Origin of the sequence: Paludisphaera rhizosphaerae (assembly GCF_011065895.1) — a bacterium.
GTDB lineage: Bacteria > Planctomycetota > Planctomycetia > Isosphaerales > Isosphaeraceae > Paludisphaera > Paludisphaera rhizosphaerae.
The window spans coordinates 251,885-278,291 of sequence record NZ_JAALCR010000009.1 but is presented as its reverse complement, the minus strand read 5'-3'; the positions used below and the strand labels follow the sequence as shown (position 1 = coordinate 278,291).

Annotated in this window: 19 protein-coding genes; 8 read left to right on the top strand and 11 right to left on the bottom strand. The window is 66.7% G+C overall.

Annotation, left to right across the window (positions count from 1 at the left end):
• Nucleotides 1-150 precede the first annotated feature (150 nt).
• The 4 genes from G5C50_RS14155 to G5C50_RS14140 form a co-directional block, all read right to left on the bottom strand.
• The gene (locus G5C50_RS14155; RefSeq protein WP_165070414.1) at nt 151-1,707 is read right to left on the bottom strand and encodes a M20/M25/M40 family metallo-hydrolase; all 1,557 of its coding nucleotides are present in this window, start codon (nt 1,705-1,707) and stop codon (nt 151-153) included.
• Nucleotides 1,708-1,745: 38 nt separating this feature from the next.
• A complete protein-coding gene (locus G5C50_RS14150; protein WP_165070412.1) occupies nt 1,746-2,699 on the bottom strand; it encodes a glycoside hydrolase family 43 protein in 954 nt (317 codons plus the stop codon).
• Between the two features lie 145 nt (nt 2,700-2,844).
• On the bottom strand, nt 2,845-4,491 hold the full coding sequence (locus G5C50_RS14145; protein WP_165070409.1) for a thioredoxin domain-containing protein: 1,647 nt from the start codon (nt 4,489-4,491) through the stop codon (nt 2,845-2,847).
• 917 nt (nt 4,492-5,408) lie between these two features.
• On the bottom strand, nt 5,409-5,933 hold the full coding sequence (locus G5C50_RS14140; protein ID WP_165070407.1) for a peroxiredoxin family protein: 525 nt from the start codon (nt 5,931-5,933) through the stop codon (nt 5,409-5,411).
• 179 nt (nt 5,934-6,112) lie between these two features.
• On the opposite strand from G5C50_RS14140, the gene G5C50_RS14135 reads away from it, so the two are divergent.
• Nucleotides 6,113-7,021 (top strand): HD domain-containing protein, encoded by a 909-nt coding sequence (locus tag G5C50_RS14135; RefSeq protein ID WP_165070404.1) that lies wholly within the window; start codon nt 6,113-6,115, stop codon nt 7,019-7,021.
• A gap of 501 nt (nt 7,022-7,522) precedes the next feature.
• Entirely contained in the window at nt 7,523-8,239 is a 717-nt protein-coding gene (locus G5C50_RS14130) for a hypothetical protein (RefSeq protein WP_165070402.1), read from the top strand.
• A gap of 18 nt (nt 8,240-8,257) precedes the next feature.
• Here G5C50_RS14130 and G5C50_RS14125 read toward each other — a convergent pair whose 3' ends face one another.
• A complete protein-coding gene (locus G5C50_RS14125) occupies nt 8,258-8,812 on the bottom strand; it encodes a TetR/AcrR family transcriptional regulator (protein WP_165070400.1) in 555 nt (184 codons plus the stop codon).
• 79 nt (nt 8,813-8,891) lie between these two features.
• Between G5C50_RS14125 and G5C50_RS14120 the strand changes: the two genes are divergently transcribed.
• Nucleotides 8,892-9,710: an SDR family oxidoreductase gene (locus G5C50_RS14120; protein ID WP_165070398.1), complete on the top strand. Its 819-nt coding sequence runs from the start codon at nt 8,892-8,894 to the stop codon at nt 9,708-9,710.
• A 279-nt stretch (nt 9,711-9,989) separates the two neighbouring features.
• Here the strand turns inward: G5C50_RS14120 and G5C50_RS14115 are convergent, their stop codons facing one another.
• Together G5C50_RS14115 and G5C50_RS14110 are read right to left on the bottom strand one after the other, a co-directional pair.
• On the bottom strand, nt 9,990-11,366 hold the full coding sequence (locus G5C50_RS14115; protein ID WP_165070396.1) for a heavy metal sensor histidine kinase: 1,377 nt from the start codon (nt 11,364-11,366) through the stop codon (nt 9,990-9,992).
• Complete coding sequence (locus tag G5C50_RS14110) at nt 11,347-12,018, bottom strand: winged helix-turn-helix domain-containing protein (RefSeq protein WP_165070394.1); 672 nt, start codon at nt 12,016-12,018, stop codon at nt 11,347-11,349. Before G5C50_RS14110 ends, G5C50_RS14115 begins: the two co-directional genes overlap by 20 nt.
• 163 nt (nt 12,019-12,181) lie before the next feature.
• Between G5C50_RS14110 and G5C50_RS14105 the strand changes: the two genes are divergently transcribed.
• The 3 genes from G5C50_RS14105 (at nt 12,182) to G5C50_RS14095 (ending at nt 14,645) form a co-directional block, all read left to right on the top strand.
• Nucleotides 12,182-13,108, top strand: a complete 927-nt coding sequence (locus tag G5C50_RS14105) for a DUF1559 domain-containing protein (RefSeq protein ID WP_165070392.1) — start codon at nt 12,182-12,184, stop codon at nt 13,106-13,108.
• Between the two features lies 1 nt (nt 13,109).
• The gene (locus G5C50_RS14100) at nt 13,110-13,379 is read left to right on the top strand and encodes a PepSY domain-containing protein (protein ID WP_165070390.1); all 270 of its coding nucleotides are present in this window, start codon (nt 13,110-13,112) and stop codon (nt 13,377-13,379) included.
• A gap of 606 nt (nt 13,380-13,985) precedes the next feature.
• Complete coding sequence (locus tag G5C50_RS14095) at nt 13,986-14,645, top strand: PEP-CTERM sorting domain-containing protein (RefSeq protein ID WP_165070388.1); 660 nt, start codon at nt 13,986-13,988, stop codon at nt 14,643-14,645.
• A gap of 237 nt (nt 14,646-14,882) precedes the next feature.
• Here the strand turns inward: G5C50_RS14095 and G5C50_RS14090 are convergent, their stop codons facing one another.
• The 4 genes from G5C50_RS14090 to purM all read right to left on the bottom strand — a co-directional run bounded on the left by G5C50_RS14090 (nt 14,883) and on the right by purM (nt 24,458).
• A complete protein-coding gene (locus tag G5C50_RS14090) occupies nt 14,883-15,566 on the bottom strand; it encodes a hypothetical protein (RefSeq protein WP_165070385.1) in 684 nt (227 codons plus the stop codon).
• A gap of 61 nt (nt 15,567-15,627) precedes the next feature.
• Nucleotides 15,628-17,262 (bottom strand): L-aspartate oxidase, encoded by a 1,635-nt coding sequence (nadB, locus tag G5C50_RS14085; RefSeq protein WP_165070384.1) that lies wholly within the window; start codon nt 17,260-17,262, stop codon nt 15,628-15,630.
• A gap of 292 nt (nt 17,263-17,554) precedes the next feature.
• Nucleotides 17,555-23,188 (bottom strand): DUF4175 family protein, encoded by a 5,634-nt coding sequence (locus G5C50_RS33030; RefSeq protein ID WP_165070382.1) that lies wholly within the window; start codon nt 23,186-23,188, stop codon nt 17,555-17,557.
• Between the two features lie 202 nt (nt 23,189-23,390).
• Complete coding sequence (purM, locus tag G5C50_RS14075) at nt 23,391-24,458, bottom strand: phosphoribosylformylglycinamidine cyclo-ligase (RefSeq protein ID WP_165070380.1); 1,068 nt, start codon at nt 24,456-24,458, stop codon at nt 23,391-23,393.
• A gap of 288 nt (nt 24,459-24,746) precedes the next feature.
• Here purM and G5C50_RS14070 point away from each other — a divergent pair, with 288 nt between their 5' ends.
• Nucleotides 24,747-25,208 (top strand): cytochrome c, encoded by a 462-nt coding sequence (locus G5C50_RS14070; RefSeq protein ID WP_165070378.1) that lies wholly within the window; start codon nt 24,747-24,749, stop codon nt 25,206-25,208.
• A 259-nt stretch (nt 25,209-25,467) separates the two neighbouring features.
• Nucleotides 25,468-26,199 carry a lipoate--protein ligase family protein gene (locus G5C50_RS14065; RefSeq protein WP_240907075.1) on the top strand — a complete coding sequence of 244 codons (732 nt, stop codon included), beginning with the start codon at nt 25,468-25,470 and terminating at the stop codon, nt 26,197-26,199.
• The last annotated feature ends 208 nt before the right edge of the window (nt 26,200-26,407 follow it).

Here is a 26,407-nt window from a genome sequence, read left to right as displayed (position 1 = left end):
TCGTCGGATTTCAGAGGGCGTCTCGGGTGGGGTCAGCCGCAAAAGTCGGCTATGCCTACAGGTCCGACGACCCTCACCCGGCCCTTCGGGCCACCCTCTCCCAGCGGGAGAGGGGACTTTGCACACTTGATTACTCGTGTGTCTCTTGAGTCAGGGCTTGCCTTCCACCTTCTTCGGCGGCTCGGGGGCCTGGGCGGTCTTCCAGCCCAGGCGGAAGGCGGCGCGGGCGACGCGGGCGGCTTTCTCCAGGTCGGCCTTTTCGACGTCGTCGGTCGGCTTGTGGTAGTCGTCGTGCAGGCCGGCGAAGAAGAAGATGACGGGGACGCCCTTGGCGGCGAAGTTGTAGCTGTCGGTCCGGCCGAAATACGGGTCGGAGTCGAAGATCATCTCCAGGCCTTCGGCCTTGGTGGCGGCGGCGGCGTCGACGACCAGCGTGTTGTACTCCTTGTGGTCGGGCGAGGGCGTCGCGCCGATCTTCATGGAGTCGTTGCGGCTGATCATGTCCATGTTGATGTCGGCGACGATCTTCCAGCCGTTGGGGAGGGCCTGGTGGTCGGCGAACCACTTGCTCCCCAGCAGGCCCTTCTCCTCGCCGGAGACCCACAGGAAGGCGATGCTACGGGCGGGACGCTCCGCGGCCCCGAACGCCTGGGCGACCTCCAGCACACCGCTGGTCCCGGAGGCGTTGTCGTCCGAGCCGTTGTAGATCTCGCCGTTCTTGACCCCCTCGTGGTCGAAGTGGGCGCTGAAGACGATCAGCTCCTTCTTCTTCTCGGGGTCGGAGCCGGGGAGGTAGCCTACGACGTTGCGGTCTTCGCGGGGTTCGCGAGTCGCGGCGTGGACGAGCCGAACGCGCAGGTCGCCGACCGCATCCATTCGCGGCGGGGAGACGTCGGGCCCGGAGAGCCCCAGCGAGGCGACCAGGACGTCGCGGATGGGATCGGACAGGGCGATGACGGGGATCTCGGCCGGGGCCGGTCCGAGGGTGACTCGCGGCCGGTCGAAGCCGACTTCCGCGGGCGACATCGGCAGCGCGGGACGGGCCGGAGACGCGCCCGGGGGGTCGATCAGGATGAGCCCGAGCGCTCCCTTCTCACGGGCCGTCTGGCTCTTGGCCTGGGAGGAGAAGAAGTCGTTCCCGGGCCGGCCGTCCGGCAGACCGCGGTAGGCCAGGACGAAGCGGTTCTTCACGTCGGGACGGCCCGCGTAGTCGTCGATGCTCCGATCAGGCTGAACGCGTCCGTAGCCGACGAACACGGCAGGGGCGTCGAACTCCCCGGCCACGACGCCATGGGGAGCGTACATGTAGTCCGTCCCCAGCTTGCAGGGGATGCTGCGGGTCGCGCCGTCGAGTTCGAGAGTCAGGCTCAGCTCGGCCCCCTCCGAGGAGGGCGTCGCGGCCTCAAGCCAGAACTTCTGGAAGTACGACCGCCTGCCGCGCTCGGGATCACCGAGCGGCACGGCCCCGATCGCCTTCAGGTGCGACGCCAGGTACTCGGCCGCGATCTTCGCCTCGGGCGAGCCGGCCTCGCGGCCTCGCATCACGTCCGACGCCAGGAAGTTCAAGTGCCCGCCGATCTCCGGCGCGGTGATCGACTGCACGGCGGCGGCCGGCGGTTCAAGATCGGGCGTTTCCGTGGGAGCCTGCCCAAAGACGACGGACGAAACCGACAAGGCGGGGACGAACATCAGGAGCGAACGCTTCATGGACGGTCCTTTTCGGCGGTGTCGAGGCGGGAACCGGCTCAGCGGCCGGCCGTTTCAAAGCCGGAGAGGATGGAATCAGGGACAAGCAGGACGCTGCCGTGGCGGAAGTCCTTCGGGAAATGGACCCGATCGGACTCGTCCGTCCAGTGGGCCAGGTCGGGCGAGGTGACCAGCCCGTAACGGTGGTCGACGTACTTGTCGAAGTAAACGAACCAGCGATCCCCCAGCTTGATCGCCGAGGGACCCTCCGCCCAGTATTTCCCGGTGATCGGCGGAGAAGGGGGGCCGAACGGGCCGGCGGGCGATTCGGCGAAGGCGACCCGCAGGTTCTTGGCGGGGGGCGTGCGAGTCTCATCCTTGATGATCATCGCGTAGCGCGAGCCGTCGCGGATGATCGTCGAATCGATCGAGTTGAAACCAGGGTCGTAGAACAGCTTCGTGGGCGTGAACGTCTGGAAGTCCTTCGTCGACGTCATGTACGTCCGGTGGTTGTAGCCCTCGTCGCCCCCTTCCTGGGTCTCGGGGAATTTCCCCGGAATCGTGGAGGCCCAGAAGATGAGGAACCGCCCGTCCTTGTCGTCGTGGAAGATTTCCGGCGCCCAGACGTTGCGGGTCTTCGGCTCGTCCTTCATGACGTCGATGTGCTTCGCCTCGGACCAGTGGACGAGGTCGCGCGAGCTTGCATAGCCGATCCCGGAACGCGTCCACCCCGTCGTCCAGACCATGTGGTAGACGCCGTCGGGCCCCTGGGCGATGTTGGGATCGCGGACGAGTCCGCCCCCCACCTTGGGCTGAAAAATCGGCCGATCGCCGTTGAGGGGCGTCCAGGTGTAGCCGTCGCGACTCACCGCCAGATGGAGACCGTCCTCGCCGTTGCCCCGGAACGAGGTGAACACCAGCGCCTTGCCCGGCGGAACGGGCGAATCGTCGGCCGCGGCGAGCATCGGAATGGAAAGCGCGACGGCGAGCGCGAAAGCGGCCAGGCGGTTCATGGCGGGTCGGCCTTTGGGGGACTCGATCGGGAAATCCGGCGAATCCCACTCGATCAGGCTCGCGTCAAAAATACAAGAGGCCGACGCCCTCGCGTGCGAGAGGGCGTCGGCCTCCTGGAGGCTCGGATGGGCCTTTTTCGGCGACTCAGCGACCGGAGCCCGCGGGCCGCCAACCCTCGGAGGAGGACCGGACGGGGGCGTTTCGGGTCGGCTTGCGCGACTCCTTGCGAGGAGCGACCACGTCCTCGTCGTTGACCCTCGAATCGACCGGTTCGTCGTCCTCGTAGGCCGGAGGCTCGAACCGCGAGTTGTCCACAGCGGGGTCGAGGTCCAGGTCGGTCTGCTGGACGACGTTGTCGTCCATCGACCGCGGGGACGGATCGGCCGAACGGGTCGGCGACCAGGCGAGGCGGCGGTCGCCGACCTTGTTGCTGGCGGGCTGAACCTGAGGCCTGCGCGAGTTCGACCGGCTCGGCAGATCCTCGTCGGCCAGGAGCATCTCCGGCCCGGGGATCGTCACCTGCCCCGGACGGACCGGCTTGCGAGGCGCCTCGTCGCGGTCGGGCGACTGGCCGCGGACGGTTCCCGCGGCGGCGCGTCGGCCGGCGGAGTTGGAGGCCAGCAAGGTGTTCGAGCCGCCCAGCGACGGCGGAGCGTAAAGATCCGCCAGCTTGTTGCGGTTGAGCATCTTGTAGATCGACTCCGGGGCGGCGTAGAGCCCCTTGTCGCCCTGCGGCTCGGCGAAGTTGCACACGCCGGCGACGAAACCGTCGTCGGTGAAAAGGCCGCCGCCCGACCGCCCCTGAAGCGGGGCGAACTCGCACTCGAGCGCCAGGTGCTCGGGGTTCTTGGGGAACATCCGGCTGGGGGAGCGGGTGATCTTGGTGCTCCAGGCGGTGGCGTCGTGCCCCTCGGAGCATCCCACGGTCGTCATGCTCATCCGCACCAGCGGAGTCCAGTGCGACGGCACGACGTGGGCGTAGGGGAGGTTGCCGCGGCGGATCCGGATCAGACCGACGTCGGAGGCGAAGTCGTAGTCGATCGCCTTGCCGGGGATCCCTTCCTCGACGCAGGACAACTGGGCCTTGCCGTCCACCACCTTGATCCGGCCGTTGAACAGGTCGATGCCGATCTTGTTGGTGAACTTCGCCGGCGGGATCTTCCGCTCGCCGTCCACCTTGAAGATGTGGGCGCAGGTGAGAATGATCGACTCTTCCTGCGAGCTGTAGATCACCGTCCCCGAGCCGAAGCCGACCGAGTTGCCGTTGTACACCTTGATCCGGACGACGGTCTCCCAGGGCTTGGGATTGACCGGCTTCTGGCGGGCGCGGTCGGCGATCTCCTCTTCGGTGAGGGCGTCTTCCGACTGGTCGGCTTCCGCGGCGGGAGCTTCCTCGGCCTCATCGGCGGCGGGCTCCTCGTCGGCGTCGGCGTCGGCGTCGCCGCGATCACCGGAGTGAGCGACGGCCTGCTCGCGAGCGTCGAGGTAGAACTGGGCCAGTTGCTTGACGGGCTGAGCGCCGGAGGTCCGGGCGATCTCGCCGCCGTTCTCGTCGACGACGATGAACGTGGGGACGCCGTCGACCTTGTACTTCGCCGCCAGCTTGGGGGATTTATCGATGTCGACCGACTTGACCGGATAGCCCTTGGCGACGAGAGCGTCGACGGCTGGGCGCATCTGGCGGCAGGGGCCGCACCAGTCGGCGTGGAAGTCGAGCATCAGCGGCTGGGACTCTCCCGCCGCGGCCTGACCGACGATGACGAACAGGAGCAGCGCAGGTGCGAGTTTCATGCCGCAAGGACTCCTTTCCCTCGTGGGCGTCCGTCCGCCGATGCGCCTCGGGCGCGGGCGGGACCCGGGACCAGCTTGCCGCTCTCCGCCCCGGCTTCAGCCAAGGAGGAGGTCGACCGGGCTGATTGTCGCGAGAGTCCGGTCCGCCTCGTTCCGCCAAGGTCCATCCCCGAAGCTCGGGGCGACCCTCGGCGCGCACGATCCGCGCTCTCGGAGGAGAGCGTGGGGGCCGAAAGAAGAAGATGAAATTCGAGGGGTGGAGCGACGTGCCGGGGATTTCCCCCGGACCTTCCTTGGGCGGCGGGCCTCGCGAAATCGGCCCCACGAACGACCCTCATGGCCGTCCGCGTCCCACCAGTCGAAGAGCGACGTGAAATCAAGGCCCCGTGGTTCCGTCGAAGCGGAGACGAGGCCGACGACCCGTCGAGGTCGGCCGGCAGTCCCGCAGCGTCCGCGTCCTCCCTGATGTCCGAAAACCCGGGGCGTCCCGCCCAGGGTATACGACGATCGGAGGGGATCGCGTTCACCGCGGTGGGCCCCTTTTACTAGAGGTGATTCAGGAGTACCAGAGCAGTTATCGACGAATTCCTCCCGGGCCTTGAGCTTTCCCGAGAGGTTTTGCGCGATCGAGGAAATGACCTGAATGCGAGGTGGGGCGAGAGGGGGGAAGACAGGCAGGGAATCAGGGGCCGGTGGGAGCGATCGGGCCGCGATTGAAGTTCCCTCTCCCACCGGGAGAGGGCAGCCGCGCAGCGGCGGGTGAGGGTCGTGGGAGCGCGGAGGGCATGTCGGCTGTAGGCGATCGACGTCTCGTCGCGATGTCTCCAGTCCGACGACCCTCACCCGGCCCTTCGGGCCACCCTCTCCCGGCGGGAGAGGGGACCAGAGGGGCTCGGCGGGGTCGCCGTCTTTGATGCTCACTGAGCCAGTTTCAGTTCCTTGACCTTGGCGGCGACGCCTTCGGCGGCCTTGGCGACGTCGACCTTCTTGTCGATCTCGCGGATGATCCCTTCCTTGTCGATGTAGAACGTCCAGCGCTCGGGGACGGGGCGGCCTTCATGCACGACGCCGTAGGCCTCGGCGACCTTCTTGGACGGGTCGCTGAGGATCGGGTAGTCGGCGTTGACGGACTCGGCGAACTTCTTGTTCTGGTCGGCCTCGTCGACGCTCGCCGTGAAGTAGGCGACCTTCAGGTTCTTGAGCGTGTCGCCGGCCGTCGCGAACGACTGGCATTCCTTGGTGCAGCCGCCGGTGAACGCCTTGGGGAACCAGGCCAGCACCACGGCGCTCTTGCCCTTGTAGTCGGCCAGGGCGTGGGTCTTGCCGTCCGAACCCTGCATCGCGAACGCCGGCGCGGGGTCGCCGACCTTCGGCTCGGCCGCTTGAGCGAACGTGGTCGTTGCCGCGATCCCCAGTCCCAGAAGCGCGATCCGTCGAAGCATGTCGTCCTCCCGCCCCAATTCGGGGCGATGGTGAAACCGGATCATCGAAATCCCGACGGCAACGATCATCCCACAGCCCTGCGCGCCCTTGTCAATCCCCGGCCCGGTTCGGATCATGAAGTTATGGGCGCTCTCGGCGGGTCGACGACGCCCGCCACCGAAGAGAGGGTCGACGTCTGATGCACTGGCACGACAGGGTCTACGGGCACGTCGAGATCGACGACCCCGCGATCCTGAGCTTGATTGAGGGGCCGACGTTCCAGAGACTGAGAGGCATCCGCCAGGCGGGGCCGTCGGCGATCGCATTCCCCTTCAAAAACGTCTCGCGGTTCGAGCACAGCCTGGGCGTCTTCGTCCTCCTGCGCAGCCTGGGGGCGGACCGTCAGGAGCAGATCGCCGGCCTGTTGCACGACGTCTCGCATACGGCCTTCTCGCACGCGGTCGACTTCCTGGTGACCTCGGAAGAGCAGGACCACCACGAAACGCTCAAGCCGATCCTCCTGCGCCGGCCCGACGTCGTCGCGGCCCTCGACCGGCTGGGCTTCGCCCCCGAGGAGTTCTTCGACGACTCCCGCTACCCGCTGCTGGAGCGTCCCTTGCCGTGGCTCTGCGCCGATCGGCTGGACTACTTCCTCCGCGACGGCATGGCCTGCCAGGTCGTCCGCCGCGACGACGTCGCGCGGATCCTGGGGGCAGTCGCCGTCGTCGATTCCACGATCGTCTTCACCGACCCGGCCGTCGCCCGCCTGGCCGTCCGGTTGTTCGACGTGATGAACCGCGACTGGTGGGCCAGCGGGATCGAGGCGTACATCTACAACGAGTTCGCCGAAGCCCTCCGCGAAGCCTTCCGTCAAGGCATCATCAACGACGACGACCTCCTCAGCGAGGACGACAAGGTCCTCGCCAAGCTCGACGCCGCCCAACTCCCCGACGTCGACGCCGTCCTCGCCCGCATCCGCCGCTTCAAGCCCTCCTACGCCGAAGGTTACATCCCCCGCACCGCCCCCAAACAGCGCCGGATCGACCCGCCGGTTCAAGTCGGGACAGGCTATCGGCGGCTGTCCGAGCTCGATGCACCGACGGCATGAGCGCGGATCCGACCTATCCCTAGTTCATGCGAACCGCCGATCAGGGTTCGACACCGCTACTGCATATCCGCGACCACGCCAAGCATTCCTTTGACGGATATAAAGGGCGTTATGTCCGGAAATCGGCACGAGGGCAGAGAAGGATAAGGGGGGGTTATCCTGCACAAAACCTCCCGGCAGTCTGCTCGGCCTGCTGACGTCCCCGTGGCGTCCTTGAGATGTCCACGTCCATGAGCGGCAAGCCATCCGCTCGGCCGTACTCAACGCGGCCGAAGACCTCGTGTACATGGAACCGTTCGATTGACCGGCGGCTGGCGACGCCGTTCGGGGTAGTCCCTCGCCGGTATTGACATTTAGACAAATATTGTCAACAACAGACACAGAGACACAAAATGTCTAATTGACAAATCGGACGCCGCGTCCCCGGTCCTAGCTCGTCGCGAAGGCCCGCCGGGGAACGGCGGTCCGGACCACGGACGACCGAAACGAGGGAGGATTCCGATGCAGAAGGTCATGGGCTTCATGCTGGCCGCGTCCCTGGGGCTCGCCGAGGCGACGCGGGCGTCCGAACCGACCACGGTGGGCGACGTCGTCCCGGCTGCGGGCGGGGGCGTCGCCTACACCGTCGAGCGGGGCTGGAAGGAGGTGGGCGGGGGCCGGGTGCTCTTCGAACACTACCGAGACCGTGGCGGCCGGGTTGTCGCCTCGCTCGAAGCGACCTACGCGGGAGGCCGCCTCGCGGGCGTGCGGTACGAGCAGGCCCAGACCGGCGAGTCGGCGGCCGTCGAGTTCAAGGAGGGCAAGGCGTTCTACGCCGCCAACCAGGGAGGCAAGACGAAGCGGAGCAGCGAGAACGACTCGGGCGTCATGGTGGCCTACAACGCTGTCCCGGAGCACATCGCGGCGAGATGGGACGAACTGCAAGCTGGCCGTGCGGTGAAGTTCGACGTCCCGGTCCCGGTGATGCGGCAGTCGTTCACCTTCAAGGTGACCAAGGAGCGGACCTGGAGCCAGGGAGGCCGGACGCTCGCCGAATTCAAGATGGAGTCCCCCAACCCCATCGTCCGGGCCCTCTCGGAACCGTCGTATTACGTGATCGACGACTGCTCCAAAGCGTTGGTCGAATATCGGGGGCTCACGCTCGCCACGAGCGGAACCCCGGGGGATGCGAAACAACTCGACGCCAAGGTGACGTACCGCCCGACCGCCGGGCGGTGACGCGTCCCGTCTTCGCGTTCAATCGAGGACCAGCGTGAGCAGGTCGGCGACCATCCGACGCAATTCCGCCGCATCGGTCGCCGTCTGCTTGAAGCCCCGGACGCTCCCCGCCAGGATGCGGGCCGTCCGTTCCGGCGGCAGAGCCTCCTTCGTGCGTCGCCCCTTGCGGGCCGAGGCGATGAGGGCGGCCAGACATCGTCCGAACGCCTCGTCGCTCGCCTTCACCTCGTCCTTGGCGAACTCCAGGGTGCAGCTCATCAGCTCCTCGGCCTCGGTCGACCGCCGGGCCGCCTCGAACGCACGCACCGCCCAGAGGTCGAAGGCGAAGCGAAGCTTCTCCTCCAACGTCGGGAAGGCCGAGGCACCCCGCTCGATTTCGTCGACGGTCTCCTCGACCCACCGCCGGTAGACGCCCCGGAAGACGTCCTCCTTGCTCTTGAAAACCAGATAGAGGCTCGGCCGGGAGATGCCGGCCGCCTCGGCGATGTCGTTCATGCTGACCCGCTTGTACCCGTAGCGGAGGAACACGTCCTTCGCCGCCGAGAGCAGGCGTTCCCTCTTGTCGTCTGCCATATTCCGACTATTGACAAATTGAGTAAAAGTGTCAATAGTCCTCCGGGTGCGTGGGTTCATCGAAAGGGAGAATCATAGCATGGCCAAGACGGTGCTCATCACGGGGGCGTCGAGCGGGTTCGGCAAGGACGTCGCGTTGCTGTTCCACGAGAAGGGGTGGAACGTCGCCGCAAGCATGCGGACCCCCGAGAAGGCGGAATCGTGGTCCCAGCCGGGGTTGTTCACGCCGCGAATCGACGTAACCGACCCGGAATCGGTCCGCTCGGGCGTGGCGGCGACCGTCGAGAAGTTCGGCGGCGTCGACGTGCTCGTCAACAACGCCGGGTACGCGGTCATGGGGCCGCTCGAAGGCGTATCGCAGGAAGACCTCAGACGCCAGTTCGACACCAACGTCATCGGGCTGGCCCAGGTCACCAAGGAAGTCCTGCCCGTCATGCGGAAGGCCGGGCACGGAACCATCGTCAACGTCTCCTCGATGGGGGGACGCCTCACCTTCCCCCTGCTGTCGGCCTACCACGCCAGCAAGTTCGCCGTCGAGGGGCTCACCGAGTCGCTGCAATACGAACTGGACCAGTTCGACATCCGCCTCAAGCTGGTCGAGCCGGGCGGCTCGAAGACCAACTTCGGCGGCAGCAGCATGACCCGGGCCGAGCACCCGGCCTATCGCGAGCTGGCCGACGGCTTCGAGGCGATGACCAAGGCCCAGGCGGAGCGTCTCCCGGGGCCCGAGAAGGTCGCGGCGACTATCTACCGTGCGGCGACCGACCCATCGCGTCGACTCCGCTACCCGGTCATCGCCTGGCAATACTTTCTGATGCGTCGCCTCTTCGGCGATTCAGGGTGGAGTGCGATGATGCGATTCATGGCCCGTCGGTCGGTGAAACTCGGCAGGGCTTGAAACGACACATCCTCACCCGCCGAGCGAAGAAGCCGCTTCCGCCTGAGCAGACTGTGAAACATAAAGGGTGTTCGAGGACCTTCGTCTTCCCTGTTCATCACTCCTCAGTGAGCTTTGGGCCCTGATTCGACCTTGGGCCCATCTTGTGGAGGACGTCGACGGTTCGTTCTGATTCGAGAGCCTCGGGCCGGGCCGTACGCCGGTCTCACAGCAGGATATGCAGCTTGTCGTCCTCGGCCTTGTGGGATAGGCGGGCCACGATGGGGATGGGACCGCGCGTCATCGGAGCGTCACGCGGAAGGTCGTCCCGGCACCCGGCCGGCTCTCAACTGAGATGGTCCCGCCGTGAGCCTCGACGATCCAGCGGCAAATGCTCAGCCCCAACCCCGTGCCGGACGAAGGGCGGGCGGGGTCGGCGCGATAGAATCGCTCGAAGACGTGGGGCAGGTGCTCAGAGGAGATCCCGCCCCCCGTATCCGCGACGGAGAGCATCGCCTCGCCGCCGTCTCGCCGAACGGCCAGCCGGACTGATCCGCCGGGCGGAGTGAACTTCATCGCATTGTCGAGTAGATTCGTGACGAGTTGCCTGAGGCGCAGGGCGTCCCCCGCAACCTGGGTCCCCGGGGCGCATTCCCAGCGAAACGCAAGCCGCCGTTCCTCGGCCAGCGGTTCGTACATCTCGGCCGCATCCTCGGCCAGGCTCGACAGATCCACGACGTCTCGCCCGACGACCACCTCCCCCGCGTCCGCCTGGGCCAGCAGGAGCAGGCCGTTGACGAGGGCGGTGAGCCGCTCGCACTGTTCGCCCAGCGACGCGAGCACGTCGCGATAGGCGGCCTCGTCTCGCGGCTGCTGGAGGGCGACCTCGACGGCGGCCCGCATCGCGGCCAGCGGGCTCCTCAACTCGTGGGAGGCGTCGGCCGTGAAGCGGATGACCTGGGTGTGATAGGCTGCGAGCCGATCGAGGAGCCCGTTGATGGTCCCCGCCAGTTCGTCGAGTTCGTCCCCCGCCCCGGTGAGCGGCAGGCGTTCCGACAGGTTCGCGGGGTCGAGGCGTCGTGCGGCTGCGATGCTCTCGGTCACGGGGCGCAGGGCCTGCCTCGAGAGGAACAGTCCGCCGACGACGGCCAGGGCGAGGAAAGCGACGGCCCCCCAGGCCGCCCGGCGGTCGAACGCCGCGAGCGTCGCCTCGGTCTCGTCGAGCGAGATGGCGAGCACGAGCGACAGTCCTTCGTCGTCCGGCGGGGTGGCGAGGACCCGGAACCGCCCGCCCTGGGGGACGACCTGCACGGTCGTCGGAGTTCCGACGGCAGGCGGGGATTCGGCCAGTCGCCGTGCCGTGGACTCGTTGGGCGTGGCCGCGATCCGACCCGGCTCCCGGACCGCGATGATGAGGCCGTCGTCCTCATAGGCCGCGACCTCGCGGCGGATCTCCGCGTCGAGCGAGGCCCGGCTCTCGGCCGCGCCGCCCGCCAGCGCGGCGACCAGCTCGTCGGCTTTTCTCTCCAGGAACGCGTCGTCCCTCGCCTCCAGGACGCCGGCGAGGCCGTGATGGACCCAGGCGAAGCCGGCGGCGAGCGAAACGGCGAGCACGAGGCTCGACCAGAGCGTCAGCTTCGTCCAGAGCCCAAACGGCCTATTCCTCGCGGAGGACATAGCCGACCCCCCGCAGGGTGTGGATGAGCGGGCGGTCGTACTCCCGATCCACCTTGTTCCTGAGCCGGTTGATGTGAACGTCCACGACGTTGGTGAGACCGTCGAAGTCGAAATTCCAGACGTGCTCCTGGATCATGGTGCGGCTGACGACCTGGCCGACGTGACGCATCAGGTAATGGAGCAGGGCGAACTGCTTCGGCGAGAGGTCGACCCTCCGGCCCCCGCGCTCGACGACGCGAGCCGCCGGGTCAAGCGAGAGGTCGGCCACACGCAGGATCGTGGGAAGCGGCTCGCTCCCCCGACGCAGGACGACTCGGATGCGGGCCAGAAGCTCGGCGAACGAGAAGGGCTTCACGAGATAATCGTCCGCGCCGGCGTCCAGGCCCTCCACGCGGTCGGCGACGGCGTCTCGGGCGGTGAGGAAGATGGCCGGGGCCGTCACGCCGACCTTTCGCAGGCCCCGGAGGACGTCGAGCCCATCGCGGCCGGGGAGCATGCGGTCGAGAATGAGCAGGTCATGAACCCCGGCCGACGCATAACGGTACGCCTCGCCGCCGTCCCCGACGAGGTCGACGGCGAACCCCTGCTCGCGGAGTCCCTGCTCCAGGCGGGCGCCCATCTCCGGATTGTCCTCGACCACCAGCACTCGCATCGGTCGTCCCTCCGGGGGCGCTCGTTTCGCGGGATCAGGCCCATTCTAGAGGCCGGCCGTCCTTCGGCGCCGAAAATTACAGAGCTGTCATCTTCGAGCCACGGCGCCGCCATCTCGCCGAGGTACCGTGCTCTCCGCGGATCGAATCCGCCGGAGACATCCCATGCCTGCTTCACGCTGCACGACGGGCTCATCCCGCGGATTCACGCTGATCGAACTGCTGGTCGTGATCAGCTGCATCGCCGTCCTGATCGCCTTGCTCCTGCCGGCCGTCCAGGCGGCGCGCGAGGCGGCCCGTCGCGTCCAGTGCATCAACAATCTGAAGCAGCTCGGCCTGGCCCTCCACAGCTACGAAGGCGCGCACCGCGTCTTTCCGCCAGGCTACATCTCAAACTTCCTGGCCGACGGCACGGACACCGGCCCCGGCTGGGGATGGGCCGCGATGCTCCTGCCTCAGATGGAGCAGGCCCCCCTCTTCAACACCATCAACTTCCTCCTGGCCATCGAGACCCCGTCCAACCAGACGTGTCGCCTGCCGCTCGTCGGGCCATACCTCTGCCCGTCGGACACGGTGAAACCAACCTGGTGGGCCATGGTCCGAGACGCGAGCGGCATCCCGACTCAGCGGATCTGCGAGATCGCCCCGGCCAACTACATCGGCGTTTACGGCACGAGCGACCCCGGCATCGATGGCGACGGCATGTTCTTCCGAAACAGCCGGATCGGCGTCAGCGACGTCACCGACGGCACCGCCCAAACGCTCGCCGTGGGCGAGCGGTCGCACCGGCTGGGTGAGGCGACCTGGGTCGGCTCGGTCACCAACGCGGTCCTCTTCCCAACCGACGACGACGGCGTCGGCTATCCGCGAGCCGAAGGCGGCCCAGGAATGATCCTGGGCCATGCAGGCGGGCGGCTCGGACCTGGCGACCCGAACGGCGAGGTCAACCAGTTCCACAGCCTCCACCCAGGTGGCGTGAACTTCGTCTTCGCCGACGGCCATGTCGGCTTCCTGAAAACCACGATGCCCTACCGGACGTTCAGGGCGCTCGCCACGAGGGCCGGGGGCGAGGCCGTTCCGGGAGATTACTGAAATGAAGAAAGCACAATTTGCGTTAACTCTCATCGTCTTTGTCTGCGGCTGCGAGAATGAGCCGACGGCCGATCAGATCGTCCCCCTGGATCAGGTTCCGCCGTCGATCATGGAGATCGCCCGCAAGGAATTGCCGGGTTACACGTTCGACACCGTTTACAAGATGAAGGTTGAGGGCGCAGACGCCTACGAGATCCGGGGCAAAGATAAGCGGGGCAAGGTCCGCGAGGTCGAGGTTTCGGCGTCAGGGGAAGTGCTCGGCATCGAATGAGACCGCCCCGTCGATTGATTCGCAACGCGCGCCGGCCGGACCGGCGCACGGGTTGCAGGTCGTTCGAGCCCAGTGAAGCTGAAGGTCGACCTTCGTCTGTCGTGAAGTCCGCCCCCCGAAGCAAGGTCCCCAATTCGCTTTCGAGCCTGACCACCGGCCGCCGATGGGCTCAGGGACGCCTGAGTCTTGCCCTTCCCTGACCTACCTAACTAGGCCCGCCCCCCAATGGGGCCAGCAAGGCCCCAACGACACATCTCACCAGGATGACACCTCTCCGACTCCTGTCACGCCAGAGGGCTGATTGGCCTTTTCGAGTGGATCTCACTTTCGTAAGGTGAGCGACCCCTCCCGGCGCAGACCCAATTCCCCTCACCATCGCGCCACCTTTTTTTGCAGACGAATCTGCACCTAACTTCTGACCTCCCATACGCAACCGATCTTCGGAACGCGTTCGTGCGTCGTCGCATCATGCCGATTTTATTCGTCACCGATTGTTTATCGTGGGTGATTTGACTACAGTCCATCCGCATGACACGTGAATCGACGCACTCAGTCTCGCCGGGATGGATCGATCGTCCCTCCCACTCACCCTCCTCGGAGCCAGTCGTGATCAAGCTATCCGCCCGATTCCTGGCCGCCTCGGCCTTTGCCCTAGCCCTCGGACTGACGCACGCTCCCGCGACCGTCGCTGGACCGATCTTCGACTACGTCTCGACGGTCAACGTGGCCACGGCCCCGACGCTGCCTGGGAATCCGCCGGGGTTCGGCGCCGCCGTCATCAGCATTGGGGCCGGCAACTCCCTGACGTTCACGACCAACACGGGCACGAGCATCAATGGCGGGCTGCCCGGTGGAGCCGACATCAACTACGGCAACATCATCTTCAACGCCTCGGGCAGCGACACGGTGGTGAGCTACGCCGTCAATTTCAATTACCAGCTCACGATCACCGACCGCCCCAGCGGGCTCACCGGCACGATCAACTTCACCGGCCAGGTGACCGGCAGCGCGCAGGGCTCCCCTCGGGGCATCAACAGCATGATCGTCAATTACGACGTCGCCCCGAAAACGCTCACGTTGGCGGGCTACACCTACACGCTCTCCATCAAGCCCTCGACGGGGCCTGGCTCCCTGTTCGACGGCGTCCTCCAGGGCAATGTTCAGGTCACGGCGGTCGTGCCCGAGCCCTCGTCGATCGCGCTGCTGGGCCTTGGCTCGCTCGGCGGGCTGGCCGCCGTCTTGCGTCGTCGTAGGTCGCAGGCCTGATCTCGCTCCCCGCTTGAGCGGCGACCGAGCGCCCGTGAAAGCCTGCCCCTGCCGAGGACGTGAATCTCTTCAGAGGCTCTCTGAGCCGGAGCCCCCCGAGTCCCTTTGGGGTCAGGCTTAACGACTCGTTTTCGGTGGGTTGGGTCCCAGGCCGTCGTCTGGGACCCATGTTTTTTTCCGACGATCCTCGATGGCTCCCGCGAAGAAACGGTTGCCAGCCGAGGCCGGCCGCAGGCCTTAGAGCAGGACGTGCAGCTTGGCGTCCTCGGCCTTGCAGTAGCCTCGGAAGAGTTCGGCGATCTTCTGAAGCCGCTGATCCTGGATGCGGTCCAGGAGGGCGACGGACTCGGAGAATCGGCCGAGTTCGCGAAGCAGTTCGGCCTTCATGAGCAGGGCGCTGTCGTTGGACTCGTCGAGCATGGCCGCGAGGGCTTCCATGTTGGCGACGCGGCCCTCTTGGGAAGACGCCGGTTCGGCGTCGTCCTGCTTTAGAGGAGCGGCGTCGTCGCCGAACTGGATGGCCTGGCCTCCTTCGGTCCCCCGGCGGGCGTCGTTGCTCTTCCACCAGGCGAGGGTCCGCAGCTCGCGCTCGCGGTGCGGGTCTTTCGGGGGATTCTCGAGGGCCTCGTAGTATTCCGCCTCGGACGGTTCCTCAACGCTGGGGGCGGAACGAAATCGGGGGTCGTTCCCGGCCGGGCTCAGAGGATCGAGCGTCCCCAGCCGCGGGGCCTCGTCCAGCCAGTAGAGCGAGGTGCAGGAACGGCAACGGATGAATGACGGGGGCTGCGGGCACATCGGGGCGATCATCTTGCCGTCGGTCCAGCGCTTCGCCCCAAAGGTGTTCCCCGAGAACGACATGGCATACCAGGCGAACGCCTTGCAGGAAGGGCAGGCGACGAAGTGAAGGGGACCGGCATTCATGGGAGATTCCTTTCGGGCGTAGGGGACGACGCGGCGATTATACACCGCAAAACGCGCCGCCTCATCGGGCGGTCGATTCCGGTTCGACCGCCTGGATCGTGATGTGCCGACGCCAGGCTGGGTCTGTGTTCGGGAAGTCGGATCGGTAGTGGACGCCCCGCGACTCCGTCCGCCCGGCGGCGGCGGCGATCATCAGGCGGGCGGTGGTGAGCATGTTCTGAATCGACCAACCGCCGGGGTCGTCGAAGACGTGAGGCAGGACGTAGCGGCACCAGCGGTCGACCTGGTGGGCGGCGTCGGCCAGGCCGGCGGCGTCGCGGGTGATCCCCATCCGCCGCCACATCAGGGCGCGGAGCGACTTGCGGAGGTCGTCCAGGTCGATGTACGGCCGCCGAACGCGCGGGGCCTCGACGGCGATCGGCGGGACTTCCAGCCGCCAGGGGCCTTCCGATTCAAGCCGGTCGGCGACGTCCTCGGCCACGCGGGCGCCGAAAACGAGCCCCTCCAGCAGGCTGTTGGACGCCAGCCGGTTCGCGCCGTGGAGGCCGGTGCTGGAGACCTCGCCGGCCGCCCAGAGGCCGTCGAGCGAGCTTCGGCCGCGGTCGTCGACCGTGACGCCGCCGATCATGTAGTGGGCGCCAGGGCAGACGGGGATCAGGTCGCGGGTGACGTCCAGGTCGAACCCTCGGCAGACGCGGTCGATGCCGGGGAAGCGATTGCGGATGTACTCCCCGTCCAGGTGGGTCAGGTCGAGGTAGACGTTGGGATGCTGCGTCTTCGCCATCTGGGCCGCGATCGACTGCGAGACGACGTCGCGCGGAGCAAGCTCGGCGCGGGGGTCGTAGTCGGGCATGAAGCGGTGGCCGTTGGAGTCGCGGAGGTACGCGCCGTCGCCGCGGAGGGCCTCGGTCAAAAGGTATCGGGCTGAGCCGGCGAGGTACAGGACCGTGGGGTGGAACTGCATGAACTCCATATCGCGCAGCTCGACCCCGGCGCGATAGGCCATCGCATGGCCGTCGGCCGTGGCGATCGAAGGGTTGGTGGTCTCGCGGAACAACTGCCCCGCGCCGCCGGCGGCCAGCACGACGGCCCGCGCCCAGACCAGGGCGAACCCGCGCCTCTTGTCCCAGACGAGCACTCCCCGGCAGCGGCCTTCGTGCGTCAGTAAATCGACGGTCGGGCAGTTCTGCCAGATGCGGACGTTCTTGCGCGAGCGGGCGTTGGCGATGATCGCCCGCATGATCTCGCGGCCGGTCTCGTCGCCCATCGCGTGAACGATCCGGGCGTGAGAGTGGCCCCCCTCACGCCCCAGCGCGACGTGACCGTCGACGGTGTCGAACCGAGCTCCCAGCTCCATCAGCTCATGGATCCGCTCGGGGGCCTCGCGGACGACCACGTCGACGATGTGGGGGTCGCACAGGTCCTTGCCGGCGGCGAGGGTGTCGGCGATGTGGTCCTCGACGCGGTCCTCGGGGTCCATCACCCCGGCGATGCCTCCCTGGGCGTAGCTGCTGTTGCTCTCGCGAACCTCGTCCTTGGTCACGACGAGCACCCGCGCGGAGGCCGGCGCGCCGAGCGCCGCGCGAAGGCCGGCGATGCCGCCGCCGACGATCACAACGTCCGCGAAGTGGTGGGGAAGCTCGCGGGGATCGAAGCCGACGAGATAGCGGCGGGGCAAGGGGAGGGGGGTCGTCATCGCTAAGAATCGCCTGAGCGGGAGTAGGAGCGTTTGCTGGAAGCGGGCAATCGCAGTTTCGTGAAGAGACCAAATTCCAGGCGGCGAGCCCTACACACGTCCCCTCTCCCGGCGGGAGAGGGTGGCCCGGAGGACCGGGTGAGGGTCGTTGGACCTGTAGGCATAGCCCGGATTCGCCGCTCGCAAGACCGACGTCTCCTCCGAACCCCCACAACCCTCACCCGCCGCTGCGCGGCTGCCCTCTCCCGGCGGGAGAGGGGACTCGTCAACGCCACGCATTCAGCGAGCGTCCTCACCGCGACCCGCCGGAGGCCGGCTTCGTCGCGGGAGCCGGGGAAGACGGGCGGGAACGCGACAGGGCGTTCTTGTAGCCTTCGAGCTTGCCGCGGAACTCCGCGGGGGGCACGAAGCGGACGCCCTCCTGATTGTCGCGGACCTCGTCCTGAACGGCTACCCCGCGTTCCTTGATCGACTGGGTCGACGAGACTCGGGGGTCGAGGCCCGGCAGGTTCGGCGTGGCTCGGGCGGACTCGCCGGAGCCGGGCTTGACCTCGATCTCGCGACCGGGGCCGGCGGGGCCTGACTGGATCTTCTCATACTGCTTGACGAACTGCTCCATCTCAGAGCGGCTCATGCCGGTCGCGGCTTCCAGGTCGGACGTGTCGGCCTTCTTGTCGAGGAGGTCCCGAATGGTCCGGAGGACCAGATCCGACTGCGGCTGATTCCGCGGAGCGACCGCGTCGCCAGCGCCCACGTCGTCGCGCTGAGAGACCGGAGCCGTCGGCTCTTCGTCCTGGGGTGCGGCCTTCGGCAGAGGACTGCCAGCCGCTCCAGGCCGCCCGGCGCCAGTCGGCGTTTTCGCTCCCGTGGCGCCGCCCTGCCGGCCCTCGTTCGCCTGACTACCCTCGGCCTGCTGGGAATCCTGGCCGTTCTGTTGCCCCTGCTGGCCGCCTTGCTGTCCTTGCTGGCCCTGACCTTGCTGGCCGCTTTGTTGCCCCTGCTGTCCTTGCTGGCCCTGACCCTGCCGTCCTTGCCCTTGCTGTCCTTGCTGGCCTTCACCTTGCTGACCCTGTCCCTGCTGGCCCTGACCTTGTCCTTGTTGGCCTTGGCCTTGCTGACCCTGACCCTGTTGGCCTTGGCCTTGCTGACCCTGACCCTGTTGGTCTTGTCCTTGTTGGCCCTGACCTTGTTGGCCTTGTCCTTGTTGGCCTTGTCCTTGTTGGCCTTGTCCTTGTTGGCCTTGTCCTTGTTGGCCCTGACCTTGCTGACCCTGACCTTGTTGACCCTGACCTTGTTGGCCAGCCCGCTGACCTTGACCCTGCTGACCCTGTCCTTGTTGACCTTGCCCCTGTTGGCCAGCCCGCTGGCCTTGTCCCTGCTGACCTTGCTGTCCTTGCTGCTGACCTTGCTGGCCCTGTCCTTGCTGCTGCCCCTGCTGACCTTGCTGACCCTGCTGATTGTTCTGCTGGCCTTGCTGACCCTGCTGATTGTTCTGCTGGCCTTGCTGACCCTGCTGATTGTTCTGCTGGCCTTGCTGATTGTTCTGTTGCCCTTGCTGGCCTTGCTGATTGTTCTGCTGACCCTGCTGGCCCTGCTGCCTCTGTTGGCCTTGCTGACCGTTTTGCTGGTTTTGCTGGTCCTGGCCACCGTTCGGGGAGGAGGACATGGACGGGTCGTTGGCGCGCGAGGGCTGGCCGGGCTGTTGCCGGTCTTCGGGCCGACGCTCGGAGGGTTGGTCCTCGGGGTTGTCCGTGGGACGGTCTTCGGGACGGGTCGGCTTCTCCTCGTCCTTCCGGGTGAACTTCATGGGAGGCGACTTGTGCTCAGCGTCTTCCTCCTTCTTGGACTCGGCCTTGGCCTGGTCCTTCGTCGCCTCGTCCTTGGCGTCGGGCCGTTGGCCAGGCGCGGACTTGGTCTGATCGCGGGTCGCGTCCTGTTTCTGCTGGGCGTCCTTCCGGGCGGCGTCCTGGGCCTGGGCGTCGGTGCGGCCGTCCTGGGACTTCTCGCCCGTTTTGTTGCTGGAAGCGTCGCGCTGGGCGTTCGTGTTTTGCGACTGCTGACCGTCACGAGAGTTTTGATCCGACTGCCGCGTCCCCTCCTTGCGCTGGGCGTCGGCGGCGGCGGATTTGTCGGCCTGGTCCTTGGTCTGGGCGGCTTCGCGGTTCTCGCCCTGCTGCGAGTTCCGACCGTCGGGCGTCATCGCGTTCTTCTGGTCGGCCCGAGGCTCTCCTGAAGCCTGGCCCTCCCGCTGGTCCTTGGACGCCTCGCCGGTCTGGTCCTTCCTCTGGGCGTCGCCGGAGCCCGCGCGAGGTTCCTGCCCCGGCTGCGGCTTCGCGCCGTCGGGCAGCGGACGGCCGTCCGCCCCCTGCGCTTCACGACCTTGCGACGGGGCCTTGGAATCGTTGGACGACGGGTTCTTCATCCCAGCGTCGGACAGCTGCTGATCGGGTGAGGCGTTCTGATCGGGACGCCCCGTCCTCTGAGCATCGTTCGCATTCGACGGCCTGGCGCCGTTCGGTTGCCCCTGCTGATCTTGTTGGCCCTGCTGACCGGCTTGCTGGCCTTGCTGGCCGTTCTGCTGAGTCCGCTGACCAGCCTGCTGGCCTTGCTGACCATTCTGCTGGCCGCGTTGGTCGCCTTGCTGGGCGTTCTGCTGCCCCTGTCCGCCCTGCTGATCTTGCTGGGCGTTCTGCTGACCGGCTTGCGGAGCCTGCTGCTGGCCGTTCTGACCATTCTGGCCAGCCTGCTGGCCTCGCTGCGCGTTCTGTTGCCCTTGCTGGCCCTGTTGGCCGTTCTGTTGCCCTTGCTGGCCCTGTTGGCCGTTCTGCTGGCCTTGCTGGCCCTGTTGGCCGTTCTGCTGTCCCTGGCCGTTCTGTTGGCCCTGCTGGCCCTGTTGCCCTTGCTGTCCCTGTTGGCCGTTCTGCTGGCCTTGCTGCGCGTTCTGCTGACCTTGGCCGTTCTGCTGTCCGCGTTGATCGCTTCGTTGATCCTGCTGCTGGCCGCTCTGACCATTCTGGCCTTGCTGGCCCTGCTGACGCTGGCCGTTCTGCTGACCTTGCTGGGCGTTCTGTTGCCCTTGCTGCCCACGCTGGCCACCGCCTTGCTGAGCCTGCCGATCGCGCTCGCTCTGTTGTCCCTGCTGGCCGCCTTGCTGAGCCTGCTGATCATTCTGTTCCGTCTTCTGCCCCTGCTGGCCTTGGCCGTTTTGCAGTCCTTGCTGCTGACCTTGCTGACCCTGCTGGCCCTGTTGACCTTGTTGCCCCTGCTGGCCCTGCTGCGCGTTCTGCTGTCCCTGCTGCCCGCGCTGATCGCTTTGCTGCGCGTTCTGCTGACCTTGCTGGCCCTGTTGACCGTTCTGTTGGCCCTGTTGGCCTTGCTGCGCGTTCTGTTGACCCTGCTGTCCCTGCTGCCCGCGCTGATCGCTTTGCTGCGAGTTCTGTTGACCGGCCTGCTGGTCTTGCTGCCCCTGCTGGCCGTTCTGGCCCTCTTGGCCTTGCTGCCCCTGCTGGCCTTGCTGGCCTTGCTGCGCGTTCTGTTGCCCCTGCTGTCCCTGCTGGCCGTTCTGCTGTCCCTGCTGACCTTGTTGCCCCTGCTGTCCCTGCTGGCCTTGCTGCGCGTTCTGTTGACCCTGCTGCCCCTGTTGGCCGTTCTGCTGGCCTTGCTGGCCCTGCTGCCCCTGTTGCTGCTCCTGCTGGCCCTTCCGCTGCTCCGGCTGGTCCTGTTGCCCGCGCTGGTCGGCGTTCTGGGGCTGCTGATTGGGGGCGCGTTCGCCCGGGTTGACCTGATTGTCGGGGTTCTGACCGGCGGGGTTGGCCTGAGGCTGACGGTCCGGATTCTGACCGTTCGCGCCGTCGGGCTGCTGCATGCGCTGACGTTCGTCGGGACGGTTGTCTCCGGCGCGAGGCTGCGAATCCTGAGGCTGTCCTGGCTGGCCCTTCTCACCGGGTTTCGTCTGGTTCTCGTTGAGGAGGCCTTTCTGCTTGAGGGCTTCCTCGAGGCGCTTCATCTTGGCGTCGGCCTCGGCGTCGCGGGCGGGGTCTTGCTGCTGGTTGGCCTGAGACGGCTCCTGGTTGGGGCGAGGCTCGCCGGGCTGGTTCTGACCATCCTGCGGCTGAGACTTGCCGCCGTTGTTATCGCCGCGCTCGGGCGCCTGTCGGCCTGAATCGTTGGGCGCGGAGTCGTTCTGGAGGCGATTCCCGCCCTGGGCGTTCTCGTCGGTCTGGCCGCCGGATCGGTCGTCGCTCTGGTCGGGCTTCTGCTGGTCGGGGGGAGTCTGAGGCTGGTTCTGCTGAGCCTCGCGAGCTTCCTGTTCCCGGCGCTCGCGCTCCTCGGCCTGCTTCTGCTCGATCGCCTGCTTCTCGGGCTGGCCGACGGGATCGCCGACCTCAATCGTCGCTCTGGGGGTTTCGATGCGATTGGTGGTCGGCTCGCGGTTGTCGCGGACGGCCAGCCAGTAGGTGAGAACCGTGCCTGGGGGAATCTGAAGCTTCTCCAGGTCCAGGGTTTCGCTCGCCGTGAACGTCGACTGAACGGGGCGGCCGTCCAGGATGTTCTTCGTCAGCAGCGATTCCTCCCCCTTGAGGACGTAGAGCGTGGCGTCCTTGACGCCGTGGTCGTCGTCGCCGGTCGCGACCAGATCGACGGGAACGTTGGCCGGGACCTTCACCCCGGAACGCTCGGGCCGGATGAACCGCGCGGAAGGGGCGCGGTCGGGGATGGCCTGGATGTCGTAGACCACCGGGCTGGGGTTGAGCTGGCCCCCGGTCGTCCGGAAGTTGATCGTGTACATCCCCGTCTTCTCGACCCGGAACTTGCCCGTCAGCACCTGGGCGTCGGAATCCGAGACGGTCATCGGGGCCGACGCGCCGGTGGTCAGGTTCAGCGACCCCGCGCGGGCCGGTTCGTTCGTCCGAGCCTTGACGGTGACGAGCGTCCCCTCGATCGCCTCGATGTTGCCGCCGTCGACGTTCAATCGGGGAGGAGCGCCGGTGTAAGAGGGGAAGTCGTAGTCGATCGAGACCGACTCGACCCGAGGCGCGGGGACAACCTTCAGCTCGTAGTGGAGGGATTCGGCGTCGTTGGCCGTGACGTAGTAGTCCAGGCTCTGCTGGACGTTCTCGATCGAAGTCCCCCAGGGGTCGTAGTAGTTCTTGCCCGCCTCGAACTCCTTGACCGCGTAGAACTTGCCGCCGTCGGCGCTGTAGTGCAGCTTGACCTTCTCGGGCCGGACGCCCTGGACGTCGACCGTGAAAGCGACGTTCGAGCCGGCGATCACCTGGGAGGCCTCGGCGTCGTCTCCCGGCTTGATGTTCATCAACTTCGTGTTCGTCGGACGGACGACGTCCGGGAGACAAAAAGCGCGCTTGGCGGAATCAAGGATGCTCTTGGGAGTGACGGCCGCGTAAATGCAGAAAGCGACGATCACGCCGCAAAGCGCGTAGGCCGTCTGCATGGCCCGCCGCTGGTCGACCACGTCGTCCATCTCGACGTGCGCCAGGTCGGCCACCGCGCGGGCCTCCAGCGCCGCCAGCACCCGCTTGGAGACCTTGTCCGGCTCGCGGCTGATCTCCAGGTAGTTGATCAGGCTGTTCTTGATCTCGGGGTCGGCCCCCTCGATCGTCCTGGCGGCGTAGACCGAGTTGATTTTGAGCAACATCGGGCGGACGATCCGCAGCGCGACGAACATCAAAACCGCGGCCGTACCGCCGAACAGGATGATCCGGCGCACGAAGGCGGGGAGGCCGAAGGCGTGGTCGAGCACCACTTCCACCAGCAGCGTGACCGCCACCCCCACCGCCAAAATGAGGCAAGAGGTGACCAGGTCGATGTACTTGATCCGCCGCCTGGTGAGGGCGATTTGGTGCTCGATGAACTCCTGATAGTCCAGGAGCTTGCCTTGCGTCCGCGTCTGGGCGCCGACCGTCATGACGTCCACCCCCCGGAGATGTGCCGAGCGAAAGGTCCGTCTATTATACGTGTCCGAGGCCCGGAAAGAACGACGTCCTTTCACCGAATCTTTTCGGCGGCCTCGGACTCCGCCGCGGAAATGGCCTCGGAGAGGGGGACAGTCCCATTTTGCTCCGCGGACTCCGCAAAATTGGGACAGTCCACGGCCATTTTGGGCGGCCTCAGGCCCACTCGACCTCGCGATTGCCGGGGACGACCTCGCCGATGATCCACGAGGGGACGCCGGCCTCGCGGGCGAGGTGGCGGACGACGGCCTCGGCGTAGTAGTCGGCGACCACCAGCACAAGCCCGATCCCCATGTTGAAGACGCGGAACATCTCTTCCTCGGCCACCCCTCCCAGGCGCTGGAGCCAGGAGAAGACGGGGGGGACGTCCCACGAGCCCTTCGTGAGACGCATCCCACAGCCCTCAGGGAGGATGCGCGGAGGATTGTCGATCAAACCGCCCCCCGTGATGTGGGCGATCCCGTGGATGACCCGCTTCACTCGATAGTGGCGATACGTCCCCTTGAGGGCGCGGGTGTAGATCCGGGTGGGGGAGAGGAGTTCGTCGGCCACGGTCCGGCCGAGTTCCTCGACGTGATCGTCCAGGTTGAGCTTGGCGTGGTCCAGGACGATCTTGCGAGCGAGGCTGTAGCCGTTGGAGTGCAGCCCGGAGGACGCCAGGCCGATCACCTTGTCGCCGACCCGGATTTCCTCCCCCTTGAGGAGATGCTTGCGCTCGACGACGCCCAGGCAGAAGCCCGCCAGGTCGTACTCGCCGGGCTGGTAGAACTCGGGGAGGATGGCGGTTTCGCCGCCGATCAGGGCGCATTCGGCGTCGATGCAGCCGTCGCTGATCCCCTGGACGACCTTGGCGGTCAGCTCGGGATCGTCCTTGCTCATGGCGACGTAGTCGAGAAAGATGAGCGGCTCAGCCCCGGCGCAAAGGCAGTCGTTGACCGACATTGCGACCAGATCGATGCCGACGGTGTCGTGCCGGCCGGTGGCCACGGCGAGCTTCAGCTTGGTCCCGACGCCGTCGGTGGAGGCCACCAGGATCGGGTCGCGATACGTCCGCGAGAGCAGGCCGATGTGAGCGTCCAGACGGAAGAGGCCGGCGAAACCGTCCTTCCACTCCATGACGCGCGGGGTGAAGGTCCGCCGCATCAGAGGGGGAAGGCGGGCCATCGTCTCGTCATAGGTGCTCAGGTCCACGCCCGCCGATCGATAATTCAGTGGCTCGCTCATGTCCGTCCGGAAGCTGGTATACAAGGAGGGGGACGCCGATCCGCGCCCGACGCGCCCAAGGGTGGATCATCGCCGAGCGACCGCCGCGGCGGCAAGGCGCAACCGCCGACCCCCGAGCTTGATCGAACCGCTCCCGAGGGATAGATTAAGGATCCCCGAGCCGATCGGCGAGGTTTCGGCCGGCTTACCGCACCCACCCCTTTTTCCGGCCCCGTCGGCCCCCCAAAGGCCGTTTCGGGCCTTCGCGCGACCTGAACGCCAAGCGACTCGTTCCGAGGAGAACCGACCATGAATCGGAAATGGATCATCCTGGCCGCGAGCCTGACCGTCGGCCTCGGCCTCAGCGCGACGGCCTTCTCTCGCTCGGCCGACGACGAGACCGAGCTGGGCAAGATCATGGAGAAGGTCCAGAAGCACAAGGCGACCCTCACCAAGGCCGTCCGAAACGTCGCCGCGTACAAGAAGTCGCAGGAAGACGTCAAGAAGTCGGCCGAGGAGTGGGCCAAGCTCGCCAAGGAATCCAAGCCCCACAACGAGGCCGTCAAAGCCGCCAAGAACGTCCCTGAACCCCAGAAGAAGTGGGACGAACTGATGGACGCCTGGGCGAAGGAATCCCTGAAACTCGCCGAGATCGCCGGCAAGGCCGACTCCGAGCAGAAGGACGCCAAGGACCAGCTCAACACCGTCAACAAGACCTGCACCGAATGCCACCAGGCCTTCCGGGTCGACTCCGCGGACGGCGGGTTCTGACGCTGCGGTCGCGAGAATTCGGACCATAACGTCCTTCCCCCCTCGCGGGGGAAGGTGGCCGCGAAGCGGCCGGATGAGGGGGAATCGGCGGCGCACGAGAGTAAATCGCTAGACGTCCATCCGAAGCCGGCCGCCCCCTCATCCGGCCTTCGGCCACCTTCCCCCGCGAGGGGGGAAGGACGATTCGCGACGGCCTCAATCCAACGCAAAACGATCTGCGCGACCACTGTCGGTCGCTTCCGACGGAGCATCCGCCGGCGTGGCTCCCGACGCATCTCTCCTCACCCTCCCCACCGTTCATGAGAACCTCGCGTTCGACGAGGCGATGCTCGTCGACGCCGATGAGAACGACCGGGGTCCGCTCCTAAGGTTCTGGGAGCAGACGGATTATGCCGTGGTTCTGGGCTCGTCGCGACGGCTTCACAAAGAGGTCGACGTGGACGCCTGCCGCGAGGACGGCGTGACGATCGCCCGACGGACCAGCGGCGGGGGGACCGTCGTGATCGGGCCGGGCGCGCTGAACGTCACGGTCGTCCTGCCGATGGATTACGCGCCCGAAATGGTCACGGTGGACGGCACCCAGACGTATATCCTCGGTCGCATCGCCGAGGCGATCCGCGCACGCGGGCCGGCGGTGGAGGTGAAGGGGTCGGGCGATCTGACGATCGCGGGCAGGAAGTTCTCGGGGAGCGCCCAGCGTCGGCTGCGGCGGCGGGCGCTCGTCCACGCAACGATCTTGCACGAATTTTCAATTTCGCGGATATCCCGGTATCTGCGGATTCCAGAGCGCCAGCCGGGGTATCGAGAGAGTCGTACGCACGAGGACTTCTTGATGAATGTTCCGTTAGGGCGTAGAATTCTCATCGAATCAATCCGCTCGGCGTGGCCCCACCCCGCCCTCCTCACGACGGCGTCGGATGTCCCCCAAGTTTTGCTCGAAACTCTGTGTGTCGGGAAGTTCTCGGACCGATCATGGATCGAGCGATTATGACGGTTTGGCGATGGAGTCGCCTGCGGTGAAGCGACGAAGCCGACTCGCGACGGCCGACGGGGCGTTTTTCTCGCCCGCGCCAACCCCTGCGCCTCGGTTTCCGTACGAACATTCGAATCCCCGGATCCCGACGTCCGGCCCCTTGCTCGGGCTGCGCGTCGGAGTTTGGCCAACCAACGCAACGTCAAGTCCGCGGCTCGCCCAACGC